At 57.3% G+C, this 25342-nt stretch carries 23 protein-coding genes and 1 pseudogene; 10 read left to right on the plus strand and 14 right to left on the minus strand.

All coding sequences use genetic code 11. The features are described from left to right. Window positions 1–7: 7 nt before the first annotated feature. Both EQV93_RS05090 and EQV93_RS05095 read right to left on the minus strand, forming a co-directional pair. Window positions 8–1264: pseudogene (locus EQV93_RS05090) on the minus strand (class I adenylate cyclase); the annotation flags it as partial. Window positions 1265–1437: 173 nt separating this feature from the next. Further along, window positions 1438–1707 (minus strand): TIGR02647 family protein, encoded by a 270-nt coding sequence (locus EQV93_RS05095; protein WP_122786292.1) that lies wholly within the window; start codon window positions 1705–1707, stop codon window positions 1438–1440. Between the two features lie 369 nt (window positions 1708–2076). Between EQV93_RS05095 and oscA the strand changes: the two genes are divergently transcribed. From oscA to EQV93_RS05120, 5 genes are all read left to right on the plus strand, one after another. Continuing rightward, the gene (oscA, locus tag EQV93_RS05100) at window positions 2077–2259 is read left to right on the plus strand and encodes a sulfur starvation response protein OscA (RefSeq protein WP_048381447.1); all 183 of its coding nucleotides are present in this window, start codon (window positions 2077–2079) and stop codon (window positions 2257–2259) included. 66 nt (window positions 2260–2325) lie between these two features. Further along, on the plus strand, window positions 2326–3339 hold the full coding sequence (locus tag EQV93_RS05105) for a sulfate ABC transporter substrate-binding protein (RefSeq protein WP_122786293.1): 1014 nt from the start codon (window positions 2326–2328) through the stop codon (window positions 3337–3339). A gap of 92 nt (window positions 3340–3431) precedes the next feature. Then, a complete protein-coding gene (cysT, locus tag EQV93_RS05110) occupies window positions 3432–4250 on the plus strand; it encodes a sulfate ABC transporter permease subunit CysT (RefSeq protein ID WP_122786294.1) in 819 nt (272 codons plus the stop codon). Window positions 4251–4262: 12 nt separating this feature from the next. Further along, window positions 4263–5135 (plus strand): sulfate ABC transporter permease subunit CysW, encoded by an 873-nt coding sequence (gene cysW, locus EQV93_RS05115; RefSeq protein ID WP_122786295.1) that lies wholly within the window; start codon window positions 4263–4265, stop codon window positions 5133–5135. Window positions 5136–5138: 3 nt separating this feature from the next. Beyond that, window positions 5139–6119, plus strand: a complete 981-nt coding sequence (locus tag EQV93_RS05120; RefSeq protein WP_122786296.1) for a sulfate/molybdate ABC transporter ATP-binding protein — start codon at window positions 5139–5141, stop codon at window positions 6117–6119. A 120-nt stretch (window positions 6120–6239) separates the two neighbouring features. Here EQV93_RS05120 and EQV93_RS05125 read toward each other — a convergent pair whose 3' ends face one another. Then, window positions 6240–6518: a YheV family putative zinc ribbon protein gene (locus tag EQV93_RS05125; RefSeq protein WP_122786297.1), complete on the minus strand. Its 279-nt coding sequence runs from the start codon at window positions 6516–6518 to the stop codon at window positions 6240–6242. Next, window positions 6515–8566, minus strand: coding sequence for an oligopeptidase A (prlC, locus tag EQV93_RS05130; protein WP_122786298.1), 2052 nt, complete (start codon window positions 8564–8566; stop codon window positions 6515–6517). Before prlC ends, EQV93_RS05125 begins: the two co-directional genes overlap by 4 nt. A gap of 101 nt (window positions 8567–8667) precedes the next feature. Between prlC and EQV93_RS05135 the strand changes: the two genes are divergently transcribed. Beyond that, window positions 8668–9216, plus strand: coding sequence for a gamma carbonic anhydrase family protein (locus EQV93_RS05135; protein ID WP_240890999.1), 549 nt, complete (start codon window positions 8668–8670; stop codon window positions 9214–9216). Window positions 9217–9237: 21 nt separating this feature from the next. Beyond that, entirely contained in the window at window positions 9238–9891 is a 654-nt protein-coding gene (locus tag EQV93_RS05140) for an HAD family hydrolase (protein WP_122786300.1), read from the plus strand. Between the two features lie 8 nt (window positions 9892–9899). Here the strand turns inward: EQV93_RS05140 and EQV93_RS05145 are convergent, their stop codons facing one another. The 3 genes from EQV93_RS05145 to EQV93_RS05155 form a co-directional block, all read right to left on the minus strand. Further along, window positions 9900–10157, minus strand: a complete 258-nt coding sequence (locus EQV93_RS05145; RefSeq protein ID WP_122786301.1) for a hypothetical protein — start codon at window positions 10155–10157, stop codon at window positions 9900–9902. A gap of 655 nt (window positions 10158–10812) precedes the next feature. Further along, window positions 10813–12810: a choline transporter BetT gene (betT, locus tag EQV93_RS05150; RefSeq protein WP_122781961.1), complete on the minus strand. Its 1998-nt coding sequence runs from the start codon at window positions 12808–12810 to the stop codon at window positions 10813–10815. Between the two features lie 311 nt (window positions 12811–13121). After that, window positions 13122–13448, minus strand: a complete 327-nt coding sequence (locus EQV93_RS05155) for a DOPA 4,5-dioxygenase family protein (RefSeq protein WP_122781958.1) — start codon at window positions 13446–13448, stop codon at window positions 13122–13124. Between the two features lie 78 nt (window positions 13449–13526). Between EQV93_RS05155 and EQV93_RS05160 the strand changes: the two genes are divergently transcribed. Beyond that, window positions 13527–15095 (plus strand): SulP family inorganic anion transporter, encoded by a 1569-nt coding sequence (locus EQV93_RS05160; protein WP_240891001.1) that lies wholly within the window; start codon window positions 13527–13529, stop codon window positions 15093–15095. 33 nt (window positions 15096–15128) lie between these two features. Here the strand turns inward: EQV93_RS05160 and ptsP are convergent, their stop codons facing one another. Both ptsP and EQV93_RS05170 read right to left on the minus strand, forming a co-directional pair. Further along, the gene (ptsP, locus tag EQV93_RS05165; protein ID WP_122781956.1) at window positions 15129–17408 is read right to left on the minus strand and encodes a phosphoenolpyruvate--protein phosphotransferase; all 2280 of its coding nucleotides are present in this window, start codon (window positions 17406–17408) and stop codon (window positions 15129–15131) included. A 21-nt stretch (window positions 17409–17429) separates the two neighbouring features. Beyond that, window positions 17430–17909, minus strand: a complete 480-nt coding sequence (locus EQV93_RS05170; protein ID WP_019828104.1) for an RNA pyrophosphohydrolase — start codon at window positions 17907–17909, stop codon at window positions 17430–17432. Window positions 17910–18052: 143 nt separating this feature from the next. Here EQV93_RS05170 and EQV93_RS05175 point away from each other — a divergent pair, with 143 nt between their 5' ends. Further along, entirely contained in the window at window positions 18053–18709 is a 657-nt protein-coding gene (locus tag EQV93_RS05175; RefSeq protein WP_122781955.1) for an HAD family hydrolase, read from the plus strand. Window positions 18710–18902: 193 nt separating this feature from the next. Here EQV93_RS05175 and EQV93_RS05180 read toward each other — a convergent pair whose 3' ends face one another. From EQV93_RS05180 to EQV93_RS05195, 4 genes are all read right to left on the minus strand, one after another. Next, a complete protein-coding gene (locus tag EQV93_RS05180) occupies window positions 18903–19331 on the minus strand; it encodes a DUF2269 family protein (RefSeq protein WP_122781954.1) in 429 nt (142 codons plus the stop codon). Between the two features lie 37 nt (window positions 19332–19368). Continuing rightward, on the minus strand, window positions 19369–20886 hold the full coding sequence (gene ilvA / locus EQV93_RS05185; protein WP_240891003.1) for a threonine ammonia-lyase, biosynthetic: 1518 nt from the start codon (window positions 20884–20886) through the stop codon (window positions 19369–19371). A 142-nt stretch (window positions 20887–21028) separates the two neighbouring features. Continuing rightward, a complete protein-coding gene (locus EQV93_RS05190; RefSeq protein WP_240891004.1) occupies window positions 21029–21694 on the minus strand; it encodes a fumarylacetoacetate hydrolase family protein in 666 nt (221 codons plus the stop codon). Window positions 21695–21886: 192 nt separating this feature from the next. Then, window positions 21887–23281, minus strand: coding sequence for an FAD-binding oxidoreductase (locus tag EQV93_RS05195; RefSeq protein ID WP_122781951.1), 1395 nt, complete (start codon window positions 23279–23281; stop codon window positions 21887–21889). Between the two features lie 205 nt (window positions 23282–23486). Between EQV93_RS05195 and serA the strand changes: the two genes are divergently transcribed. Continuing rightward, the gene (gene serA / locus EQV93_RS05200) at window positions 23487–24716 is read left to right on the plus strand and encodes a phosphoglycerate dehydrogenase (RefSeq protein WP_048381242.1); all 1230 of its coding nucleotides are present in this window, start codon (window positions 23487–23489) and stop codon (window positions 24714–24716) included. A 56-nt stretch (window positions 24717–24772) separates the two neighbouring features. Here serA and EQV93_RS05205 read toward each other — a convergent pair whose 3' ends face one another. After that, window positions 24773–25210: a DUF4399 domain-containing protein gene (locus EQV93_RS05205; RefSeq protein ID WP_240891007.1), complete on the minus strand. Its 438-nt coding sequence runs from the start codon at window positions 25208–25210 to the stop codon at window positions 24773–24775. Between the last annotated feature and the right edge of the window lie 132 nt (window positions 25211–25342).

Below are 25342 nucleotides of genomic sequence, written 5' to 3' on the forward strand. Positions count from 1 at the left end.
GGGAGTTATTGCGGGCAAGTTGCCTCAAAAAACGATAACTGAGGCTGAGTTCGCGGGCCACCGCCAGACGCTCCTGACGGGCCTCTTCGGCCTTCCACTGTGAGCAATTGTCGAGCGAAGTCAGCAGGCTTTCGTCCCAGCCCCATTCGGCGGTCAGTCGTGCCAGCAATTGACGCTGCCAAGGCCTGCCACGTCGGGCTGCTGGCCCTGTCAGCGTGCAATTGACCTTGAGGTACAAGCTGCGGCGTACCCGCTCCAGGCGCGGTATTTCGCCCATTGCCTTGAGATACCGCTCAATACGTCGGTACACCATCACGTAAGGGTCCAGCTCATCGAGGTTCAGATGATTGGCGTATATCGCCTGCTTGAAGTCCAGGCTCAAGCAGCTCACGTGCGGATGCTCACTGGCGTACACCTCAATCAGCAACATTTTGAGCAATGATTTGTGGGGTGATTCAATGCCTTTGAATAATTGCCATAACCCGGCTCCCAAAAACTCGCTCGAGGGTATGCGCGCCAGATGACCAAGATCCATGAGGTCATCGCTGCCAATCACATGCTGGTCATCTGTGGCATGGGTGAATTCAGCGTATCGAGATTCTTCGCACACAGGCACGTACCACCACAAGGGTGTGCGCCCTGCAAGCCAGATGGCGGTGCGATAAAACTCATCAAGCAGCAAATGGTGTTGGGTCTTACCGCCATCTTCGGTGCACAGTTGAACCTCATGCTCGCCCTGAGCGAAGCGCTGCGTATCAATTAAAAAGCAATGCGCTTCGAAGCCTTGACTCGCCGCCCACACTTCCAGCCGCCGGCATTTATCCCGCAAGGCTTGTCGCTCGGCCTGCGTTAACTGCGGGCTATGACAAACCCACACGTCCATATCGCTTTGATCGGTCTGAGCCAGAGTGCCGAGGCTGCCCATCAAAAAGACACTGTGGATGGGCTGTCGCCGCTCGGGGCTCGACGCGTAAGTAAATTCACGGGCCACATGTTTAGCTGTGGCGATGACTGACCCATCGGGTTCATAACCGGATACCCCGGCAGGGGTGCAGTCCGACACATAACCTGGCAATGATGGGTGGTTTACATGGAAGAACAATGGCAGCAGGCGAAGGAAGGTTTGCTGATTGGGCGTCAGGCTTTCCATTGCCCGAGCTATTCGTCCTTGATTGACCCTCAAAAAACGCTCACGTAGGTACGCAAGAGACTGCCGGTCGCGGGCGCTCTTTAACGTTGGGCGTTTTTCAAGTAGGTGTGTCATCTCAAACACAAACAAGCTTGCCACGTCAGGAAGAAAGGAAACGTAACAGAAGTTTACAGTTCGTGATGCAAAAGGCTTAGGTGGATGTGTTTTTTGGCGTCAGAAATTTGCTTGCACCAAAAGCGTGCCCGCGGAATCGTTGAGTGTCTGGATCCCGTGGGCATGGCGTGCCCTTAGGCAAGTTCTTTCAGGGGCACTTTAACGAAAGTCTCTGTGGTGAGAATTGAGAGCAGTGTTTTCACGTTTTCAACCGAATCACGACCCAAGCTGGTCAGGTAGCCGCCATCTGTCTGAGTAATCAGATCTTTATCATACAAACGCTTTGCGGCTTCAATCAGTGCAGGATCGGCGGTGTGATGGACTTTTAGGCCCTCCTGTGTGCTGTTCAGGTCAAACAGGGCAAGGACTTTCATTTCGGCAACCATCTCAGGGGTGAACGACATAAAGACTCCAGGCTTTTCAGGAAAAGACGACAGTGGCTCTAAGGTGATCCCACTTGCGCTGACTGTCCAGCGAGATAAAGCATCCTGTCGTGCCTGCCCCGCGCACGCGAGGCAGTTGGAGTGTAGTCACTGTCTTGAATAACGCCTGCGAACCTGCGAAGTCGCTGCACAAGCTTGTAATAAGGTGCGCAAAGCCTCTGATTTAGCCGACACATCGCAGCCTGCGCCAGCGGCAGCAAGGGTGTTCAACGTCAAATGTCATTTCAGTTATATAAACATTCTTAAATAGTATTTTTAAGAATAATCCCGTCTCACTACTATTGCTCCCAAGCCAGCATTCCCTCGGCATTTTATTTCAGGAGCAGCACCATGAGCGCATCTCTGCGTAGCGTTGACGGTCAGGACGAAGCCACCATTCTGCGGGAAATCCAGAGTGCGCTGCGAGATCTGCGTTTTGGCGCTGTGGAAATCACCGTGCACAACGCACAAGTGGTTCAGATCGAACGCAAAGAAAAATTCCGTTTACAAAACCCTGGCCAAAAAAACACCTGACATGTCCTAAGCGCATTCACCTGAGTGCGCTTGATAAAAACTAAAAAGTGCTTTGGAGCCTCACCTATGTCCCTACGCCGTTACGCTTTGGCCGCGCTGGCCAGTGCCATTTTTGCCGGCTCCGCTGTGGCCAAAGATTACGAGTTGTTGAACGTTTCTTACGACCCGACTCGGGAGTTGTACCAGGATTACAACGCTGAGTTCAGCACGTTCTGGAAGCAAAACCATCCCGGCGATACGGTGAAAATTCAGCAATCGCACGGCGGTTCGGGGAAGCAGGCCCGCGGCGTGATTGACGGTTTGCGTGCCGATGTAGTGACCTTGGCGCTGGCCGGTGACATTGACGAAATCAGCAAGCTGAACAAAGGTTCGCTGCCAGAAAACTGGCAAACCCGCCTGCCGGATGCCAGCACTCCGTACACCTCGACCATCGTATTTCTGGTGCGCAAGGGCAACCCTAAAGGCATCAAGGATTGGGGTGATCTGATCAAAGATGGCGTGTCGGTCATTACCCCGAACCCTAAAACCAGCGGCGGCGCTCGCTGGAACTTCCTTGCGGCTTACGCCTACGGTCTGAAAGCCAACGGCGGTGATGAAGCCAAAGCAAAAGAATACGTCAGCCAACTGTTCAAGCACGTTCCTGTGCTGGACACCGGCGCTCGCGGCTCAACGATCACCTTCGTCAACAACGGTCAGGGTGACGTATTGCTGGCGTGGGAAAACGAAGCGTTCCTGGCATTGAAAGAAGACGGCGGCGCCGACAAATTCGACATCGTCGTCCCTTCATTGTCGATTTTGGCAGAGCCTCCTGTGGCCGTCGTTGACAAAAATGCCGACAAAAAAGGCAATGCCGAAATCGCCAAAGCGTACCTCGAACATCTGTACAGCCCGGCCGGTCAGGAGATCGCGGCAAAGAACTTCTACCGTCCGCGTGACGAAAAAGTGGCTGCCCAATATGCACAGCAATTTCCGAAGCTGGACCTTGTGACTATCGACAAAGACTTCGGTGGCTGGAAAACTGCGCAACCCAAATTTTTCAATGACGGTGGCGTGTTCGACCAGATTTACAAGCCGCAATAACCTGTGGAGCGGGGGGTGTTGAGCCTCGCTGAAAGCTAGAACATAAAGCCCGCGACTCCGTTGCGGGCTTCGTGCGTTAACCAAGGATTTCTATGTCACGTCGTATTTCCCCCGTCATACCCGGCTTCGGGCTGACGCTGGGCTACACCTTGGTGTACCTCAGCCTGATTGTGCTTATTCCATTGGCCGCGATGTTTGTGCATGCCGCGCAACTGACCTGGGAACAGTTTTGGGCAATCATTACCGCTCCCAGAGTGTTAGCGGCGTTGCAATTGAGCTTTGGCACCGCCTTTGTCGCCGCCCTGATCAATGGCGTCATCGGCACGGTACTGGCTTGGGTGCTGGTGCGTTACACCTTTCCCGGCCGCAAGGTCATCGACGCCATGATCGACCTGCCGTTTGCATTGCCGACCGCCGTTGCCGGTATCGCGCTCACCGCGTTGTATGCCCCTAACGGCTGGATCGGCCAGTTCGCGGCTGATCTGGGCTTCAAAATAGCCTACACCCCTATGGGTATTACGCTGGCACTGACCTTCGTCACTTTGCCGTTTGTGGTGCGTACGGTGCAGCCGGTGCTGGCGGATATTCCGCGTGAAATCGAAGAAGCCGCTGCATGCCTGGGCGCCAATCCTTTACAGGTCTTCCGCTACATTCTGGTACCTGCCTTGTTGCCGGCGTGGTTAACCGGTTTTGCATTGGCCTTTGCCCGGGGTGTCGGTGAATACGGCTCGGTGATATTTATCGCCGGCAACATGCCGTTCAAAACCGAAATCTTGCCGCTGTTGATCATGGTCAAGCTGGACCAATACGACTACACCGGCGCCACCGCCATTGGCGTGATGATGCTGGTGGTTTCCTTCATTTTGCTGCTGATCATCAACTTGATTCAGCGACGCATCGAAAAGCCGTGAAGGAGGCCTGACATGTCCAATTCAACTCTGAGTGCCTCATCCGTGGCCAACGCCGCCCGCCGTGGCAGCCCGCTGTCGCGACGCTTGCTGATCGGCTTTGGCTGGTTGTTCTTCATTGTCTTCCTGCTGTTACCGCTGCTGATCGTCGTGTCCCAGGGGCTTAAGCTCGGCCTTGGTGCTTTCTTCGACGCGATTCTGGAGCCGGATGCCTTGTCGGCCCTGAAGCTGACCATCATCGCCGTGGTGATTTCGGTGCCGCTGAACGTGGTATTCGGCGTCAGCGCTGCCTGGTGCGTGAGCAAGTACAGCTTTCGCGGCAAAAGCATCCTGGTGACCCTGATCGACCTGCCGTTTTCGGTCTCGCCCGTGATTGCCGGTCTGGTCTACGTGCTGATGTTCGGCGCGCAGGGCTTCTTGGGACCTTGGCTGCAAGACCATGACATCCAGATCGTTTTCGCCCTGCCGGGTATTGTGCTGGCCACCATCTTCGTCACCGTGCCCTTTGTGGCGCGTGAACTGATCCCGCTCATGCAGGAACAGGGCACCCAGGAAGAAGAAGCTGCACGCCTGCTGGGCGCTAATGGCTGGCAGATGTTCTGGCACGTCACGGTGCCCAATATCAAATGGGGTCTTATCTACGGCGTGGTGCTGTGTACAGCGCGGGCGATGGGTGAATTCGGTGCGGTATCGGTGGTTTCCGGGCACATTCGCGGGGTGACCAACACCCTGCCGCTGCACGTCGAAATCCTCTACAACGAATACAACCACGTTGCCGCCTTCGCCGTGGCCACTCTGTTGCTGATCCTGGCGCTCTTCATCCTGCTGCTCAAGCAGTGGAGCGAATCCCGTATTAACCGCCTGCGCGCCAGCGCCGCGGAGGAATAAACCATGTCGATCGAAGTCCGTAACGTCAGCAAGAACTTCAACGCCTTCAAGGCCCTGAACAGCATCAATTTAGATATCCGCAGTGGTGAACTGGTGGCGCTGCTCGGCCCTTCGGGCTGCGGCAAGACCACCTTGTTGCGCATCATCGCCGGCCTCGAAACCCCGGACGAAGGCAACATTGTGTTCCACGGTGAAGACGTCTCGGGTCACGACGTACGTGATCGTAACGTCGGTTTTGTCTTCCAGCATTACGCCTTGTTCCGTCATATGACGGTGTTTGACAACGTGGCGTTTGGCTTGCGCATGAAGCCGAAAAAAGAGCGTCCGAGCGAAACCCGCATTGCCGAAAAGGTCCACGAGTTGCTCAACATGGTGCAACTGGACTGGTTGTCGGATCGCTATCCCGAGCAGCTTTCTGGCGGTCAACGCCAGCGTATTGCCCTGGCCCGTGCGTTGGCCGTCGAGCCCAAGGTCTTGCTGCTGGACGAACCGTTTGGCGCCCTGGATGCCAAGGTGCGTAAAGAACTGCGTCGCTGGTTGGCGCGCTTGCACGAAGACATCAACCTGACCTCCGTCTTCGTGACCCACGATCAGGAAGAGGCGATGGAAGTCGCGGACCGTATCGTGGTCATGAACAAAGGCGTGATCGAACAGATCGGCTCACCGGGCGAGGTGTACGAACACCCGGCCAGCGACTTTGTGTATCACTTTTTGGGTGATTCCAACCGCCTGCACATTGGTGAGGATCAGCATGTGCTGTTCCGTCCGCATGAAGTGTCGTTGTCGCGTCACGAGCTCGAAGACCACCATGCTGCGCAGGTGCGTGACATTCGCCCATTGGGGGCGACCACCCGGGTGACATTGAAGGTAGAAGGGCAGAGCGAGCTGATCGAGGTGGAAGTGGTCAAAGACCATGACAGCCTGACCGATCTGACGCGGGGCGAGACATTGTTCTTCAAGCCAAAGGTGTGGCAGAAGGCTTAAGAGTAAAAGCACCCTCTCCCAAAGGGAGAGGGAGCTGATAGGGGGTGCTGCGCAAATCTGCTTTTTGCCTTTAGTCCCCTCTCCCTCCGGGAGAGGGCTAGGGTGAGGGGCTTTTAACGTTTAAGGCTTTTTCAGCTTCGGATTCGGAAAAAACTGCACTGCTTGCACCTTCGGGTCCGGCGTTTTTTTCAATGCCGATACGTTCACCCGCGTACCCAATTCCTTGGGCACCGACAAACCCTGCTCATTCAACGTATCCGAATAACCGCAGGCCACGCATTCGCGGTGCGGTACGTCGTCTTCGTTCCACATCATCAACTTGTCAGGCTCGCTGCACGCCGGGCAAACAGCCCCGGCGATAAAGCGCTTTTTAGTCACGTTCACAGGGGCCTCACTCATACCGCGGCGTCTTCGGTCAGGCCGCTGTGGCGCAACAGTGCGTCAATCGACGGCTCACGCCCACGGAAGTCCTTGAACAATTCCATCGGTGCTTTCGAGCCACCACGGGCCAGAATGGCCTGGCGGAAAGCCTTGCCCGTGTGCGGGTTGAACACACCTTCTTCTTCAAAGCGCGAAAACGCATCCGCCGACAGCACTTCAGCCCACTTGTAGCTGTAGTAACCCGCCGCGTAGCCACCCGCGAAAATGTGCGCAAAGCTGTTCGGGAAGCGGTTATAGGCTGGCGGACGCATCACCGACACTTCGTCGCGGATGCCATCGAGCACCTGAGCCACGCTGCGACCGTCACCGTGGGTGGCGTGCAGTTCGAAGTCGAACAGCGAAAACTCCAGCTGGCGAACCATCATCAGCCCGGACTGGAAGTTTTTGGCGGCCAGCATCTTGTCCAGCAAGTCTTTAGGCAGTGCTTCGCCGGTTTCGTAATGGCTGGAGATCAACGCCAGGCCTTCAGGCTCCCAGCACCAGTTTTCCATGAACTGGCTTGGCAACTCGACCGCATCCCAGGCCACGCCGTTGATACCCGACACGCCCGCGTGTTCGATTTCGGTCAGCATGTGGTGCAGGCCATGACCAAACTCGTGGAACAAGGTGGTCACTTCATCGTGGGTCAGCAGCGCAGGCTTGCCTGCAACAGCCGGGGTGAAGTTGCACACCAGGTTGGCCACCGGGCTCTGCAACACACCCGCCACGGTGCGACGGCGGTCGCGGGCGCCGTCCATCCATGCGCCGCCACGTTTGTTGGCGCGGGCATACAGGTCAAAGAAGAAACGCCCGATGTGCTGGCCGTTTTCCTTTATTTCGAAGAGGCGAACGTCCGGATGCCAGCTGTCAAAGCCCTTGAGTTCAACGATGTCGATGCCGTACAGCGTATGCACGATGTCAAACAGGCCGCTCAGTACCTTGTCGATCGGGAAGTAGGCGCGCAAGGTTTCTTGCGACACGCTGTAACGCTGCTCGCGCAACTTCTCGCCATAGAAGCCAACGTCCCAGCTTTTCAGCTCCGGGCAACCCTGCTCGGTGGCGTAGGCTTGTAACTGTTCAAGGTCGCGGGCAGCGAAGGGCTTGCTCTTCTTGGCGAGGTCGCGCAGGAAGGTCAGTACCTGATCCGGCGTCTCGGCCATTTTGGTGGCCAGACTCAATTCAGCAAAACTGCCGAAGCCCAGCAGTTTTGCCAGCTCCTGACGCAGGTCGAGAATTTCTTCCATCACCGGGCCATTGTCGAACGTGCCCGCATTCGGGCCTTGGTCCGACGCACGGGTGCAGTACGCAGCGTAGACTTCTTCGCGCAGGGCGCGGTCTTCGGCGTAGGTCATGACCGGGTAGTAGCTTGGGAATTCGAGGGTGATCAGCCAGCCATCCAGACCTTTGGCTTGAGCTGCCGCAGCCATTTGTGCCTTGGCCGAATCGGTCAGGCCCGCCAGCGCGGCTTCATCCGTGATGTGCTTGGTCCAGGCTTGAGTGGCGTCCAGCAGTTGGTTGGAAAACTTGCTGCCCAGTTCGGACAGTTTGCTCTGCACCTGGGCGTAACGCTTTTGCTCGGCCTCAGGCAGGTCAATGCCCGACAGGCGGAAGTCACGCAGCGAGTGCTCAAGGATGGTCAGTTGGGCCTGATCGAAATCAGCCACCTGCGGGCTGTGGGCCAGCGCTTCAAAGGCTTGGAACAACGCGCGGTTCTGGCCCATCTCGGTGGAGTAAGCGCTCAACGCCGGCAGGCAAGCCTCATAGGCTTCACGAAGTTCTGCGCTGTTGCACACCGCATTGAGGTGGCTAACCGGGCTCCAGGCAGCGCCCAGACGGTCGTTCAGCTCGTCCATGGCCAGCACCAGACCCGCCCACGTAGGGTTTTGGCCTTGGTCGGCAAGGATGTTTTGAATGCCGGCGCGGTTGTCGGCGAGGATCTGCTCGATGGCCGGCTGTACGTGCTCAGGACGGATCGCCGAGAACGGCGGCAGGTCATAGGGCTGCAAAAGAGGGTTGTTCTCGCTCACGTTGGCACCTTGGCTGGAAGAAACATTGGGCCATCTTAATTACAATCGTCGTTGCACGCAGCATTGCAACGCCCTATTACGGCTAAAGAAGGAAGCTATTTGTGTCCATTCGTCCATTTCAGCAGCACACACCGGCCTTGGGTGAGCGTGTCTTCGTTGACCGCTCGGCCGTGGTGATAGGCGACGTCGAGATTGGCAGCGACAGTTCGGTCTGGCCGCTGACCGTTATTCGTGGCGACATGCACCGCATCCGTATCGGGGCGCGCACCAGTGTGCAAGACGGCTGTGTGTTGCATATCACCCATGCCGGGCCCTTCAATCCTGAGGGTTTCCCGTTATGGATCGGCGATGACGTGACCATCGCCCACAAAGTGATGCTGCACGGCTGCACCGTCGGCAGCCGTATTTTGATCGGCATGGGCAGCATTGTGATGGACGGTGCGGTGATTGAAGATGACGTGATCGTGGGCGCGGGCAGCCTGGTGCCACCGGGCAAGCGTCTGGTCAGCGGGTTTCTGTATGTAGGCAGCCCGGCCAAACAGGTGCGCGCGCTGAGCGACAAAGAAAAGGCCTTCTTCACCTACAGTGCGGGCAATTACGTGAAACTCAAAGATCAGCATCTGGCCGAAGGCTACGACCAGCCGGTTTAAACGCATTTTTTGGAGCCCTGCATGCACTATCAAAACGTTTTGTTCGACCTCGATGGCACCCTCACCGACCCACGTGAGGGGATCACCCGTTCGATCCAGTTTGCCTTGAGCAAAATGGGCATCGAAGAGCCTGATCTGACCCGGCTGGAGCACTTTATTGGCCCGCCGCTGTTGCAAGCCTTCATGGAATTCTATGCCTTCACTGAAGCGCAGGCGTGGGAAGCGGTGGGGTATTACCGCGAGCGTTTCGCGGTGACCGGGCTGTATGAGAATCAGGTGTTTGAAGGCATTACGCCGTTGCTTGAAGCGCTGAATGAACAGGGCCGTAACCTGTTTATTGCCACCTCCAAGCCGCAGATTTACGCGCGTGAAATTGCCCGTCATTTCGACTTTGGCAAGCATTTCAAGGTCATTTACGGCAGTGAGCTGGACGGCACCCGCACCAACAAGGTGGAGCTGATCAAGCACCTGATGACCCTCGAAGGCCTCGATCCGGCACACACCTTGATGATCGGCGACCGCAAGCACGATCTGATCGGTGCGCGGGACAACGGCATGGACGCGGCCGCCGTGGGCTACGGTTTTGGCAGCTTTGAAGAGTTGAGTTCGTTTGCGCCCACGTATCATTTCGAGACGTTGGCAGACATGCACCGGGCTTTTGTCGCAACCGCTTGAGCCTGACGTTACATTTCTCGCATGACCAGAACCCCCAGCACGTCGCAGCCTTCTTGCAACAACAGTGAGGAGGCCTCGCACACGGCGCTTAAATCGTGGGGGTCGCTGCTGTAAGCGTTTATGTGTGAGAGGCAGCGCAGCAGATTCTTGGCCGCCTGAATGCGCTGTTCTGCGCACGCCAGCAGGGCGTGAAGCGGGGCACGGGTATCGATCAATAAAACGTTTGAATCGGCGGGGTTGTCGGTTTGTGGAAGGTAATGCGACATGGTCTAACTCCTAATAATAAAAAGGAGCCACTTCAATCAGCTTGCACGCAGAAAGTGGGTGGCCGTTGTGCGCGGGTGTGCAAGACCGGTTACCTACCCACCCGGCAGACCCGAGGATCTCCCGCGCACAACTGCCATAACGCAAGTTGCAGGCGCAGAGCCTATCAAGCGTGACGGAAAGTTGAAATTGGTAGGTGCAGGCTTGCACGCCTGATCGCTGATTGTCAGCGACGGCGGACTATAGGCAGGCCGCCTCTGACGCCACAATAGGCCCTACACAGGCCGAGCCGTGTCCCACACAAGTCAGGGAAGGGTCTGTCGCCAGCCCTCACCCTAGCCCTCTCCCAGAGGGAGAGGGGACAGACCGCACGCGGCTACAAGAACACCACTAATCAGCCCCCACTCCCAGAGGGAGAGGGGACTCGATGGGCGAATGGCCAAAACCGTCGGCAATCTGAAGCCCATGCGCTGAATCCCAAAACACATCGATCAGCCCCCTCTCCCTCTGGGAGAGGGTTGGGGTGAGGGAAAGGGGGCTCGATGGGCGAATGGTGAAAACCGTCCGCAATCTGAAGCCCATGCGCTGAATCCAAAAACACATCGATCAGCCCCCTCTCCCTCTGGGAGAGGGTTGGGGTGAGGGTCAGCCGTTACCTCAACGCACCAAGTGCAAGAACTGCATATGCCGCTCGTACTGGTCGAGGATGTCGTTGATGATTTGCTCTTTGGTATAGCCCGTCAGGTCATAGTCCTGACTGCCTTCGGCCAAATGCACTTCCGCCCGGTAATAACGGCGGTTGCGCAGTTGTTCTTTTTTACCAAAGCCACCGCGTGCGAACGACGGTGTGAAGTAACCGCGCATCTGTACCTGGTAGATGAACGGGTGCTCCTCGCCATGACCAATCTCCAGACTGACATTGTCGTTGGCCGGGTCCGGCTGGGTGACAACGCTCAAGCCTTTTTCGCGGAACACCGCGCTCACCTCTTCAATGGCCGGGCGCACGGTGGAGTCCATAAAGCGGTACACCTCGTCACGTGACGGGAAGTGCACGGCCTGGCTCAAGCGCTGACGCCAGCCGCCACGGCGCGAGTGAGACACGGGCGCCAATGAGTGCGTCTGAGCGATTTTCTTCTGCGACTCAAGGTAGAACGCTTTGTGCAGCCCCCACATCATCAGCAAAAGAATCAACGAGAACGGCAGCGACGTCAGCACGACCGCCGACTTAAGCGCGTCGATGCTGCCCGAGAACAACAGTGCACTGGTCACCAGCGCCGTCATTGCGCCCCAGAATACCCGCAGCCATTTAGGGCCGTCTTCGTCAGCATTATTGCCACGCGCCGACAAGGTAGACAGCACCACGGTGCCAGAGTCGGCCGAGGTCACGAAGAACACAAAACTGATGAACACCGTCACGGCGATCACGGTTTTGCTCCACGGATAGGTTTCCAGCAGCAAGTACAGGGTGCGCGACGGGTCATCAATGGCCGACTGGCCCAAGGCAACCATGCCGTGGTTGAGCACTTGATCGATGGCACTGTTGCCGAAGATCGACATCCACGCCAACGTAAAGCCCAGCGGAATCAGCAGCACGCCAAAGACGAACTCGCGGATGGTGCGGCCACGGGAAATACGCGCAATAAACAGGCCCACAAACGGCGACCATGCAATCCACCAGGCCCAATAGAACACCGTCCAGCCGCCCAACCAATCGCTTGGTTTGTTATAGGCATACACATCGAAACTCTTCACGGGCAATGCGCCCAAGTAATCGCCGATGTTCTGGATCAGGGTATTGAGCAAATGTTGGGTCGGCCCTGCGAACAACACAAACAGCAGCAGCGCACAGGCCAGCAGCATGTTGATGTCGGACATCACCCGTACGCCTTTATCGACGCCGGCAATGGCCACCAGAATGGCCGCGCCCATCATCAGGGTGATTAAGCCGACCTGTATCCATTGGGTATGCGGAATACCAAACAGGTAGTCGAGGCCAGAATTGAGGTGCAACACCCCAAAGCCCATGTCCGCGCCCAGCCCGAACACCGTGGCGATGATGCCAAAGCCGTCCACGGCGTAACCGATGGGGCCGTTGATACGTTTGCCAATCAGCGGGTACAGCGCCGAACGCAGGGCCAACGGCAGGTTATGACGGTAGGCAAAGTACGCCAGCGCCATGCCGACAAAGGCAAACACGCCCCAGCCATGCAGACCCCAGTGCAAGAACAGAAGCTGCATGCCCTGGCGTGCAGCTTCTGACGTACCGGCTGGCCCTTGGGGCGGGGCGAGCATGTGGGTCAGAGGTTCAGAGACACAGAAGAAAAACAGCGTGATGCTGATCCCGGCGGCGAACAACATCCCCGCCCAGGACAGGTAACTGAACTCAGGTTCGTCGTGGTCGGCACCGAGCTTGATCTTGCCGTAGCCGGACAAGGCGGTGACGACCACGAAGATCAGATACAGGGTCATCGCTAGCATGTAGTACCAGCCGACCGTATTGGCCGCCCAGTTTTGTGCAGCCAGCAGCCATTCACCGGCCGCTGCGGGCATGGAGATCACCACCACACCGAAGATCAGAATGAACGCGGCAGCAAAGTAAAACACCGGCGGGTTCATGCGTATGACAGACGTCTCAGACGTGCTTGGGGCACTCATTGGATGTGCACCTTGTAAAGGTAAAACGCGGGCAAAAAGAGCAAATTCGGCAAAGGTTAGCCTCCTGTTATGAGCGGGCAGCGGACCACCGGTTTAACTTGAACAAGCATTCAAGTTAAACATAAATGGCTTTTTAGAACTAATCGCTGCCCACGGCTACGCGTCTAATACGTTAGCTCATGGGAGGGTATGACACATGGCCATGATCAACGTTCAGCCGTTATAGGCTGGGGCTATCAGAGATTTGCGGTTGGTAGGGAAAGACGGGCGTTTTACCGGACGAAAAAAATTTTGAAAGGGTGTGCGGCTGGTTAAAAAATAGACAGGTTCAACGGCCGAATCGCACCCATCCAGATGGCATGGTCGGTGTGGTCGAGTAGATCGTGACCGGTTTCAGGGTGCAGGAACACCACCAGCCCATGCCGATTCAGCGCCAGCCACGGCAACATCACGGTGATCAATTCGGGGCCGAAGGCCAGTTGGCAGCTCCAGTCCGGGTGCGGGCCGACCGGGCGCTGGTGGACCCGGCCCTGGGTGACGCCAAAGAGCAGCGCGGCCTCTTCGCACATGGCGCGTGCCTGTTCGAGGGTGGAGGCGTCGAAATAGATGTGCGCGTGGTAACCCTTGATTCGGTGCATGTTCACCTCTGGATCGTGAACCCATACAAGCGTTGGCGCATGATAGGGTTCTGCCTGAATATGTTTAACGAGACCCTTATGGCCTGGCCCAACCGCGCTGACATCCTGCCATTTTTATCGTGGTTGCCCAAGCAAACCCGCGCCAGCGTTGGCCGTGATGCGGTCGTAGGTCTGAGCGGGGCGATTCTGGCGTTGCCGCAATCTATCGCCTATGCGCTGATTGCCGGGTTACCTCCGGAATACGGGCTGTATGCGGCGATTGTGCCGGTGATCATTGCCTGCCTGTGGGGCTCTTCGTGGCATTTGATTTGCGGCCCCACGGCGGCGATCTCGATCGTGCTGTTCGCCAGCGTCAGCCCGATGGCCGTGCCCGGCTCGCAGGATTACATTGGCTTGATCCTGCTGCTGACGTTTTTGGCCGGTATTTTTCAGTGGCTGATGGGCCTGCTCAAGTTTGGCGCGTTGGCCAATTTTGTCTCGCACTCAGTGGTACTTGGGTTCACGTTGGGTGCCGCCGTGGTGATCGCCTTGGGCCAGTTACCCAATGCGCTGGGGCTGGACATACCGGGTAAGGCAACCGCCCTCGACAGCTTGATGACACTGCTTGCCCATATGCGCGAGTTTGATTCGGCTTCGCTGGGATTGGCGCTGGCAACACTGCTGGTGGGGGTGGTGTTCAAGCGCTGGCTGCCGCGCTGGCCGGGCTTAATGATTGCGCTGGTCAGTGCCAGCCTGGTGGTGTGGTGTTGGCCGCAGGTGTTTGGGCATGTACGGCTGGTGCAGTCGTTTGTCGCAAGCCTGCCGCCCTTCAGCCCGTTGCCACTGGATCTGGAGGCCATACTGCGCCTGCTGCCCAGTGCAGTGGCGGTGGGGATGCTGGGGCTGGTGACCAGCTTGTCGATTGCACGCTCGTTAGCCGCGCGTTCGCAACAAATGCTCGATGCCAATCAGGAAATTCGCGCACAGGGTTTATCCAATGTTGTCGGTGCACTGTTCTCCGGGTACCTGTCTTCAGGCTCCTTTACCCGTTCAGGGTTGAGCTTTGAGGCCGGTGCCCGGTCGCCGCTGGCCGGGGTGTTTTCAGCGCTGTGGGTGGCTTTGTTTGCCGTCACCGGGGCAAAACTGATTGCCCATATCCCGATTCCGGCCATGGCGGGCGGTATTTTGTTGATCAGTTGGGGGCTGGTGGACACGCGAGGCATACGTGCTTTGTGGCGGGTAAGCCGGGCCGAGTTCGCGGTCATGGCGCTGACGGGTGTGGCCACCTTGTTGCTGGAGCTGCAAACGGCGATTTATGCCGGGGTGCTGGCCTCGCTGTTTTTCTATCTCAAACGTACGTCACGGCCTCGCATTCAGCGCTGGCGGGAGGGGGATGAAGAGGTATTGCGAGTCGGCGGTTCGATTTTTTTTGGTGCCAGCCATTACTTGCAAGTGCGCCTGCAACGTACCCAGGGCGTGCGGGTGGTGATTGAAGCGCAGCACATCAACTTTATCGATTATTCGGGGGTTGAAATGCTGCATCAGGAGGCCAGGCGACTGCGCGAGACGGGGCGCAGCTTGACCTTGCGAGGCGCACGCCCACAGGTGGTGGAGGAACTGAAAAAGCTGGAAGGCGCTGCGAACTGCCCCATTCTGTTTGAAGCTTGAAAGAGCAGCCCTCTGTCATACAGAGGGCGCGTTTCAATAAGGCTTGATGGCTGCCGGGTTCATCATGCGGGTCAGGCCCATGTTTTTCAGGGCCAGTTGCACGGTGCTGCGAATGACCTGCGGGTTGTCGATGGTCATGACTTCGGCCAGCAATTCTTTCGCCCGGCTCAAACTGACCTGACGCAGCATCCATTTCACTTTTGGCAAGTTGGTGGCGTTCATCGACAGGCTGTCAAAGCCCATTGCCATGAGCAAAATGGCGGCCGCCGGATCACCGGCCATTTCGCCACATATGCTCACCGGCTTGCCTTCGGCATGGGCGTCGCGCACGACTGATTGCAAGGCTTGCAACACCGCAGGGTGCAGGTAGTCGTACAAATCGGCGACTCGCGGGTTGTTGCGATCGACGGCCAGCAGGTATTGGGTCAGGTCGTTGGAGCCCACCGACAGGAAATCCACCTGGCGCGCCAGCTCTTTGGTCTGGTACACCGCTGCCGGGATTTCGATCATCACGCCAATCGGCGGCATCGGTACATCGGTGCCTTCGTCACGCACTTCGCCCCAGGCACGGTGCAGCAAGTGCAGGGCTTCTTCGAGCTCGTGGGTGCCAGAAATCATCGGTAGCAAGATGCGCAGGTTGTTCAGGCCTTCACTGGCCTTGAGCATGGCGCGGGCCTGGACCAGGAAAATTTCGGGGTGGTCGAGGGTCACGCGGATCCCGCGCCAGCCCAGGAACGGGTTGTCTTCCTTGATCGGAAAGTACGACAGTGACTTGTCGCCGCCAATGTCCAGACTGCGCATGGTCACCGGTTGCGGATGGAAGGCGGCGAGTTGTTCGCGATAAATCGCCAACTGCTCCTTTTCGCTCGGAAAGCGCTGATTGATCATGAACGGCACTTCGGTGCGGTACAGACCTACGCCCTCAGCGCCTCGCTGCTGCGCCCGGGCAACATCGGCCAGCAGGCCGGTGTTGACCCACAGCGGCATGCGATGGCCGTCCGGGGTGATGCAGGGCAGCTCGCGCAGGGCGTCGAGCCCCTGGGACAACTGACGCTCTTCTTCGACCACCTCGGCGTATTGCTTGCGCAGCACGTCGCTGGGGTTGGTGTAGACCTCGCCGTGATAGCCGTCGACGATCATCTGAATGCCGTCGACCCGGGAATACGGCAGGTCGACCAGACCCATGACCGTTGGAATGCCCATGGCCCGGGCCAGAATCGCCACGTGGGAGTTGCCCGAACCCAATACGGAGACCAGACCGACCAGCTTGCCTTCAGGCACTTCGCCGAGCATGGTTGCGGTCAGTTCTTCGCTGACCAGAATGGTGTTGTCGGGGTAGACCATGGATTGCTGGCGATCATGTTGCAAATAGGCCAGCAGACGGCGCCCGAGGTCACGTACGTCCGACGCCCGCTCACGCAGGTAGTCGTCGTCCATCAATTCAAAACGGTTAACGTGATCCGTGACCACTTGGCGCAACGCGCCCTGTGCCCACTGGCCGGTCTTGATCACATTTTTGACTTCGCTGCCCAGCGAGGCATCGTCGAGCATCATCAGGTACACGTCGAACAGCGCCTGTTCTTCGGGTCGCAACTGAGTGGCGAGTTTTTTCGACACCGCGCGCATGTCGCTGCGAACGCCTTCGAGGGCCGTTTTAAACAGGGCGATTTCAGCCGGAATGTCGGTAATGGTTTTATCCGGCACCACATCCAGATCGGCGGGTGGCAGCATGACCACCGCCGTACCCACTGCTGCGCCGGGTGACCCCGGTACACCGACAAACTTGGCCTCTTGTATGCCCTTGCCCTGACGCCCAAGCCCGCGAATCGATCCCGTCGCTTCAGCGTGGGCGATCACCCCGGCCAGCTGCGCGCTCATGGTGACGAGGAAGGCTTCTTCGCCCTCATCGAACTGACGGCGTTCTTTTTGCTGGATGACCAACACCCCGACTACACGGCGGTGGTGAATGATCGGTGCGCCCAGAAAGGAGGCGTAGCGCTCTTCGCCGGTTTCAGCAAAGTAGCGATAGCGTGGGTGATCGGCGGCGTTTTCGAGGTTCAGGGGTTCTTCGCGGGTGCCCACCAGGCCGACAAGGCCTTCGTTGGGCGCCATGCTGACTTTGCCGATCGAACGCTTGTTCAAGCCCTCGGTGGCCATCAGAACGAAGCGATTGGTCTCCGGGTCAAGCAAGTAGACCGAGCAGACCTGGCTGCCCATCGCCTCTTTGACGCGCAGCACAATAATGCCCAACGCCGCCTTGAGATCCTTGGCGGAGTTAACTTCCTGGACGATCTTGCGCAGCGTATTGAGCATGGCTCGGGGTCGAACTCCGTGTCAGGCGCGCGTTAAAAGGCGCGGGGCAAGCTCTTTGAGAGCGCGACGGTACACCTCGCGCTTGAATGTCACCACCTGGCCCAACGGATACCAATAGCTGACCCAGCGCCAGCCATCGAATTCCGGTTTACCGGTCAAATCCATCCGCACCCGTTGCTCGTTAGAGACCAGGCGCAGCAAAAACCACTTCTGTTTCTGGCCGATGCACAGCGGTTGGCTGTGGGTACGGACCAGACGTTGCGGCAAACGATAGCGCAACCAGCCTCGCGTACAGGCGAGTATTTCAACATCTTCGCGTTCAAGGCCAACTTCTTCGTTCAGCTCACGGTACAAGGCGTCTTCCGGCGTTTCGTCAGGGTTGATACCGCCCTGTGGAAACTGCCACGCGTCTTGATTGATTCGGCGAGCCCAAAGTACCTGACCAGCATCATTTGTCAGAATAATCCCGACATTAGGGCGGAAACCATCGGGGTCGATCACGGCAACAACCTCGCAAACGCATGTCGCCGCATTGTTCCACAAAGGTTGTTAAAGCAGCAACGCGCCTTCCTGCCTTATGTGCACTCTTATGAAAAGACCGTATTCTTGTGGGCTTTCTACTGACAAGTGCGCGGGTAATTGCAATGCGTCTGGCTTTATTCGACTTGGACAACACCCTTTTAGGCGGCGACAGCGACCACGCATGGGGCGATTACCTGTGCGAACGCGGCATTCTCGATGGTGCGGCCTACAAGGCGCGTAACGACGAGTTTTATCAGGATTACCTGGCCGGCAAGCTCGATAACGAGGCTTACCTCAATTTCAGCATGGCTATTTTTGGCCGTACTGATCGGGCTGAACTGGATCAGTGGCACCGTGATTTCATGCGTGACCGGGTTGAAGGGTTGATGTTGCCCAAAGCCATTGCCTTGCTGGATAAGCACCGCCAGGCGGGTGACACGCTGGTCATCATCACGGCGACCAATCGAGTGGTCACGGCACCGATTGCGCAGAAGCTGGGCGTGGAACATTTGATCGCCACTGAATGCGAAATGATTGAGGGGCGTTACACCGGCAAGGTCACGGATGTGCCGTGTTTTCGCGAGGGCAAGGTGACTCGCCTTACGCGTTGGATGGCTGAAAACGGCCACACTCTGGATGACAGTTATTTTTACAGCGACTCGCTGAACGATTTGCCGTTGCTGGAGCAAGTGACGCATCCGGTGGCGGTTGATCCTGATCCGAACTTGCGGGCTGAGGCCCTTAAGCGCGGTTGGCCAGTGATTTCCTTGCGCGATTAACTGCAAAAGCCCCTCACCCTAACCCTCTCCCAGAGGGAGAGGGGACTAAAAGCGAAAGCAGATTTGCGTACCGCTACTGACTTAAGCCACCTCTCCCGCAGGGAGAGGGGATTAAAAGTGAAAGCAGATTTGCGCAACGCCACCGAGTCAGCCCCCTCTCCCTTTGGGAGAGGGTTGGGGTGAGGGAGGGGCTTTAAACCGGCTTGGCGCCCATCAACCCAGCAATGGCGATAAAGCACAGGGCACAAAACACCGCCAGCACCACGCTAAACCCCGGGTGTTTGGCCACTCGGCCCAGTCGCAGGCGATTAAGCCGCACCACCAGCCACAGCCAGCTCAGGCCGCCCAGCAGGTACAAAACACTCCCGGCCAGCAACCACAGCTGACTCAGCGGCCAGCCCGCCATGTGCACCAGAAACCAGCCGCTGACAGGCAATGCCAGCAGGCACAGCCCCATCAACGCCCATACAAACCCCCACGGACGCCGCAAGGCACCGCCCGCGAGATGTTTATCGCCCGCCCGCCAGCGCCGAATGATCACTATCAATAACGCAAGCGCACTGACAAACAACAGGAGTGTCGAGACGCCGTGCAGCAGCTTCAACGCAGTGAAGGTTTCCATGCGAGTTATTCCTTGAGCCTTTCATTCAGCGTAGCGGCTATCGGCCAAGAAACAGCTGATACGCCGGATTGTCGCTTTCATCCCAATACGGGTAGCCGATATCAGCCAGCGCCGCCGGCACCAGATGACGCTCGTCTGCCGGTACTTGCAGGCCCGCCATCACACGGCCATCTGCTGCGCCATGATTGCGGTAATGGAACATTGAGATATTCCAGCGCCCCCCCAGCTTGTTGAGGAAGTTGAACAGCGCACCCGGCCGCTCAGGGAACTCAAAGCGGAACAGCAGCTCGTCACTGACCTTGGCCGCGTGCCCGCCCACCATGTGACGAATGTGCAGCTTGGCCAGCTCGTTGTCCGTCAAATCAACCACCGGAAAACCCTGCTCCGCCAGACTGCCCAGCAATGCACTGCGTGGGTCAGTGACCGGGTGCGTCTGCACGCCGACAAAAATGTGCGCTTCACTGCCCGTGTGATACCGGTAGTTGAACTCGGTGATTTGACGCTTGCCAATGGCCTGGCAGAAGGCTTTGAAGCTGCCCGGTTCTTCAGGAATGGTCACGGCAATGATGGCTTCGCGGCCTTCGCCCAGTTCGGCGCGTTCTGCTACATGACGCAAACGGTCGAAGTTGACGTTGGCTCCGGAGTCGATAGCCACCAGTGTCTGGCCGCGCACCCCACGTTGCTCAACGTACTTTTTGATCCCTGCTACGCCCAAAGCGCCGGCAGGTTCGGTGATCGAGCGGGTATCGTCGAAGATATCCTTGATGGCGGCGCAGATCTCATCGGTGCTCACCGTGATCACTTCATCCACATGGTTTTTGCAAATGTCGAAGGTGTGCTGGCCAATCTGCGCCACGGCCACGCCGTCGGCAAAGATCCCTACTGTCGGCAACACCACACGTTCGCCCGCGGCCATCGCCGCTTGCAGGCAGTTGGAGTCATCGGGCTCGACGCCGATGATCTTGATGTCAGGCCGCAGGTATTTCACATACGCCGCAATACCCGCAATTAGCCCGCCGCCACCCACAGGCACGAAGATCGCGTCCAGAGGGGCTGGGTGCTGGCGCAGAATTTCCATGGCCACGGTGCCCTGCCCGGCAATGGTGTGCGGGTCATCGTAGGGGTGAACGTAAACGTAGCCCTCCTGTTCGACCAGTTGGAGCGAATAGGCCAATGCCTCGGGGAATGAGTCGCCGTGCAACACCACGATGCCGCCACGTGAGCGCACGCCTTCAATCTTGATCTCGGGCGTGGTTTTAGGCATGACGATGGTGGCTTTGACTCCCAGTACCTTGGCGGCCAGTGCCAGGCCTTGCGCGTGGTTACCCGCCGACGCCGTGACCACACCACAGGCGCGCTCGGCGTCGCTCAGGTGCATCAGCTTGTTATAGGCGCCACGAATCTTGAACGAGTAAACCGGCTGCAAGTCTTCGCGCTTGAGCAAAATCTGATTGCCCAGACGCTCAGTCAACTGATTGGCAGCTTGCAGGGGCGTTTCTACGGCAACGTCATAAACGCGCGAGGTGAGGATTTTCTTAACGTACTGTTCGAGCATCGGAAAGCTTCACTGGGCGGGTTGGCAGGGACCAAGGAGTCTAACCCAGCGTTTGCGCAGCAGACCATACGAAATGGAAGGTTTATGGCAGGAGGGCTCTCACCCTTTCCCGTTATGGAAAGGGGAGGCCTTTAATCCCGTATTAACCCACGGTGCCTTCGAAACGACTCGCGCCCGGCAACTCAAGGATCAACTTATCGCCCACATTCAGCGGGCCGACACCCGCCGGGGTGCCGGTCATGATCACGTCACCGGCTTGCAACGAGAAGCACGACGCCATGTGCTGAATCATCGGTACGATCGGGTTAAGCATCATGGAGCTGTTACCGTCCTGAACGACTTCACCGTTGATGGTCAGGCGAATACCAATGTCAGTGAGGTCAGCGAAGGTGCTGCTTTGCACGAAAGGTGCGAGCACACAGGCGCCGTCAAAGGATTTGGCGATTTCCCACGGCAAGCCTTTGCCTTTGAGCTCGGCCTGCTTTTCGCGCAGGGTCAGGTCCAGGCCGGGGGCGAAACCGGAGATGGCGTCCAGGACTTCTTCAGCGCTTGGGTTATTCGACAGTGGCTTGCCGATCAGCACTGCAATCTCGGCTTCGTAATGCACCGAGCCGCGATCTTTAGGAATGGCAAAGCCACCGTCCAGCGCGACCACACAACTGCCCGGCTTGATAAAAAGCAGGGGTTCAGTCGGGATCGGGTTATCCAGCTCTTTGGCGTGTTCGGCGTAGTTACGCCCGATGCAGACCACCTTGCCGATAGGAAAGTGAATCCGGGTACCGTCGACATACTGGTGCTGATAGCTCATTGACCGACTCCGCTGATGGGTGCTTCAAAGGACTGAACGTGATCTCGTAGCAGCTGCCGCAGGCTGCGTCCGGCGGCGTAGCCGTCGAAATGGGAAAACCGCAGTGGCCTGCCTAACCGTGTTCTCAGGGTGTACGATCGCTGCGCAATCGAACGCGGCCTGCGGCCGCTGCTACGTGATCAGTGTTGTAGGTTAAACCGCAAAAATCTTGCCGGGGTTCATGATGCCCTTAGGGTCGAATACCGCTTTGAGCGCCTTCATGTATTCGATTTCTACCGGCGAACGGCTGTAAGTCAGGTAGTCGCGTTTGGTCATGCCCACACCGTGTTCAGCCGAGATTGAACCGTTGTACTTCTCGACGGTTTCAAATACCCATTTGTTCACCGTGGCGCATTTGGCGAAAAACTCGTCCTTGCTCAAGTTTTCAGGCTTGAGGATGTTCAGGTGCAGGTTGCCGTCGCCAATATGACCAAACCAGACGATTTCGAAGTCCGGGTAATGTTCGCCGACGATGGCGTCAATTTCTTTCAAGAACGCCGGGACTTTGGAGACGGTCACCGAAATGTCGTTTTTGTACGGCGTCCAGTGGGAAATGGTCTCGGAGATGTACTCGCGCAATTTCCACAGGTTTTGCAGTTGGGTCTCGCTCTGGCTCATCACGCCATCGAGTACCCAACCTTCTTCCATGCAGTGTTCGAACGTTTCCAGCGCCGCATTGGCCACTTCTTCCGTGGTCGCTTCAAATTCCAGCAGGGCGTAGAACGGGCAGTCAGTGTCAAAGGGCGAAGGTACATCACCGCGTGCCATGACCTTGGCCAGCGCCTTGTCTGAGAAGAACTCGAAGGCCGTCAGGTCAAGCTTGTTCTGGAAGGCGTGCAACACCGGCATGATGGAATCGAAATCCGCCGTGCCCAAGACCATCGCGGTCAGATTTTTAGGCGCGCGATCCAGGCGCATGGTGGCTTCGACCACAAAACCCAGCGTACCTTCGGCGCCGATAAACAGCTGGCGCATGTCATAGCCCGTGGCATTTTTGATCAGGTCTTTGTTGAGCTCAAGCACGTCGCCCTTACCGGTCACGACTTTCATGCCCGCCACCCAGTTGCGGGTCATGCCGTAGCGAATCACCTTGATACCACCGGCATTGGTGCCGATGTTGCCGCCAATCTGGCTGGAACCTGCCGAAGCGAAATCTACCGGGTAGTACAGGCCGTTTTCTTCGGCCAGATTTTGCAGGTGTTGGGTCACGACGCCTGGCTGGCAAACCACCGTGCGGTCGGTCAGGTTGATGTCCAGCACTTGGTTCATGTAATCGAACGACACCACCACTTCGCCATTGGCCGCCACCGCCGCTGCGGACAAACCCGTGCGCCCGCCCGAAGGTACCAGTGCCACGTCATGAGTGTTGGCCCAGAGCACGATGGCTTGCACTTGCTCGGTGGTTTTGGGGAACACAATGGCCACGGGCGCAGGGGCGAAATGCTTGGTCCAGTCCTTGCCATATGCATTGAGGGAATCGGCGTCGGTCAAAACCTTTCCAGGTTCAACCAGGGTCTTTAGCTCTTCAATTACGGCAGGATGGGTCATCAACAGAACTCTCGAACAATTCATGGTCATCCTGAGAACGCTTCACGTCGCAGGAATGGGTGTTTAGCGGGGCGCTTATGCTAGCATACGGCCCCCGCGCAGAATCGAGCCGTAGGACGATTCTCGGTGCAGGATTCTCGCCGGTCAGGTCAGCTCAGGCTGTCCAATTCCCTGCCATTTTTCTCTGGGACACAGGTTTACGCAGATGAGCAAGACTTCTCTCGATAAGAGCAAGATCAAGTTCCTTCTTTTGGAAGGCGTCCACCAATCGGCTGTTGAAGTACTTAAAGCGGCTGGTTATACCAGTATCGAGTACATCACCAGCTCCTTGCCTGAAGCCCAGCTGAAGGAAAAGATCGCTGATGCCCATTTTATCGGCATCCGTTCTCGTACCCAGCTGACCGAAGAAGTGTTCGACTGCGCCAAGAAATTGGTTGCTGTTGGTTGTTTCTGCATTGGCACCAACCAGGTAGACCTCAACGCTGCTCGCGAACGCGGTATCGCTGTTTTCAACGCCCCTTACTCCAACACCCGTTCGGTGGCTGAGTTGGTGCTGGCTGAAGCGATCCTGTTGCTGCGTGGCATCCCTGAGAAGAACGCATCCTGCCATCGTGGTGGCTGGATCAAAAGCGCTGCCAACTCCTTTGAAATCCGTGGCAAAAAACTGGGCATCGTCGGCTACGGTTCGATCGGCACTCAGTTGTCTGTTCTGGCTGAAGGTTTGGGTATGCAGGTGTTCTTCTACGACACCGTGACCAAGCTGCCGTTGGGCAACGCGACACAGGTCGGCAATCTGCACGAACTGTTGGGCATGTCCGATATCGTGACCTTGCACGTGCCAGAAACCGCAGCGACTCAGTGGATGATCGGCGAGAAAGAAATCCGTGCCATTAAAAAGGGCGGCATTCTGATCAATGCGGCACGTGGCACCGTGGTTGAACTGGACGCGCTGGCCGATGCGATCAAGGACAAACACCTGATCGGCGCGGCAATCGATGTGTTCCCGGTAGAGCCGCGTTCCAACGACGACGTGTTCGAAAGCCCGCTGCGTGGTCTGGACAACGTGATCCTGACTCCGCACATCGGCGGTTCCACCGCTGAAGCGCAAGCTAACATCGGTCTGGAAGTGGCAGAAAAGCTGGTCAAGTACAGCGACAACGGTACGTCCGTATCGTCGGTGAACTTCCCGGAAGTTGCCCTGCCTGCTCACCCTGGCAAGCACCGCCTGCTGCACATCCACGAAAACATTCCGGGTGTGATGAGCGAGATCAACAAGGTCTTCGCCGAAAACGGTATCAACATCTCCGGCCAGTTCCTGCAAACCAATGAGAAAGTTGGCTACGTAGTGATCGACGTCGACGCCGAGTCCTCGGACCTGGCGCAAGAGAAGCTGCAAAAGATCAATGGCACTATTCGTTGCCGCGTATTGTTCTGATTGCGCTTCATTGAAAAAGGGAGACCCTCGGGTCTCCCTTTTTTATGGGCGAAACCTTACTTCACATTAACCGTGATTTTTTCCGACACGATGCTTGGCTTGAAGGGCACGTGAACCTGGTTACCCAGCACCAGCTGCAAGGTGTGTTTGCCCGGTGGCAGGGTCACTTGCGTTTCGGTTTGGGCTTTGCCGAAATGGATGTGGTTGGCATCTGCCGGGATGGGCGCGTTTTCAGCGGGCAGTTGGTCAACGTCGATCAGCAGATGGTGATGGCCTGCGTGCGGGGTGGCTTCGGTGATGGGTGCCAAAGGCATGCCTTCGATGCCGAACTTGACGGTGAAGGTTTGATCAACGGTCGCACCGTCTTTAGGCTCGATGATAAACACCTTGGCACCTTTTGGAGCCGGCTCGGATTCCAGGCCAGCTGCAGTGGCCATGACCGAGGCGCCCATCAGCATTGAAGCCAGCGCAACACGAGACAGTAGAGCTTTCATTTATTTCTCCGGTTTTTTGCGAAATGCGTGGGGGTAAGACAACTTTTTGGCAAAACGCTGTCAAACGCCGCATTCGAACAACATAAAGCAAAGCGCACGCTGAGTGCCAATCGCTGCATCACATTCAAAGGA

Origin of the sequence: Pseudomonas sp. TMW22091 (assembly GCF_022496705.1) — a bacterium.
Classification (GTDB): Bacteria; Pseudomonadota; Gammaproteobacteria; order Pseudomonadales; family Pseudomonadaceae; genus Aquipseudomonas; species Aquipseudomonas saxonica.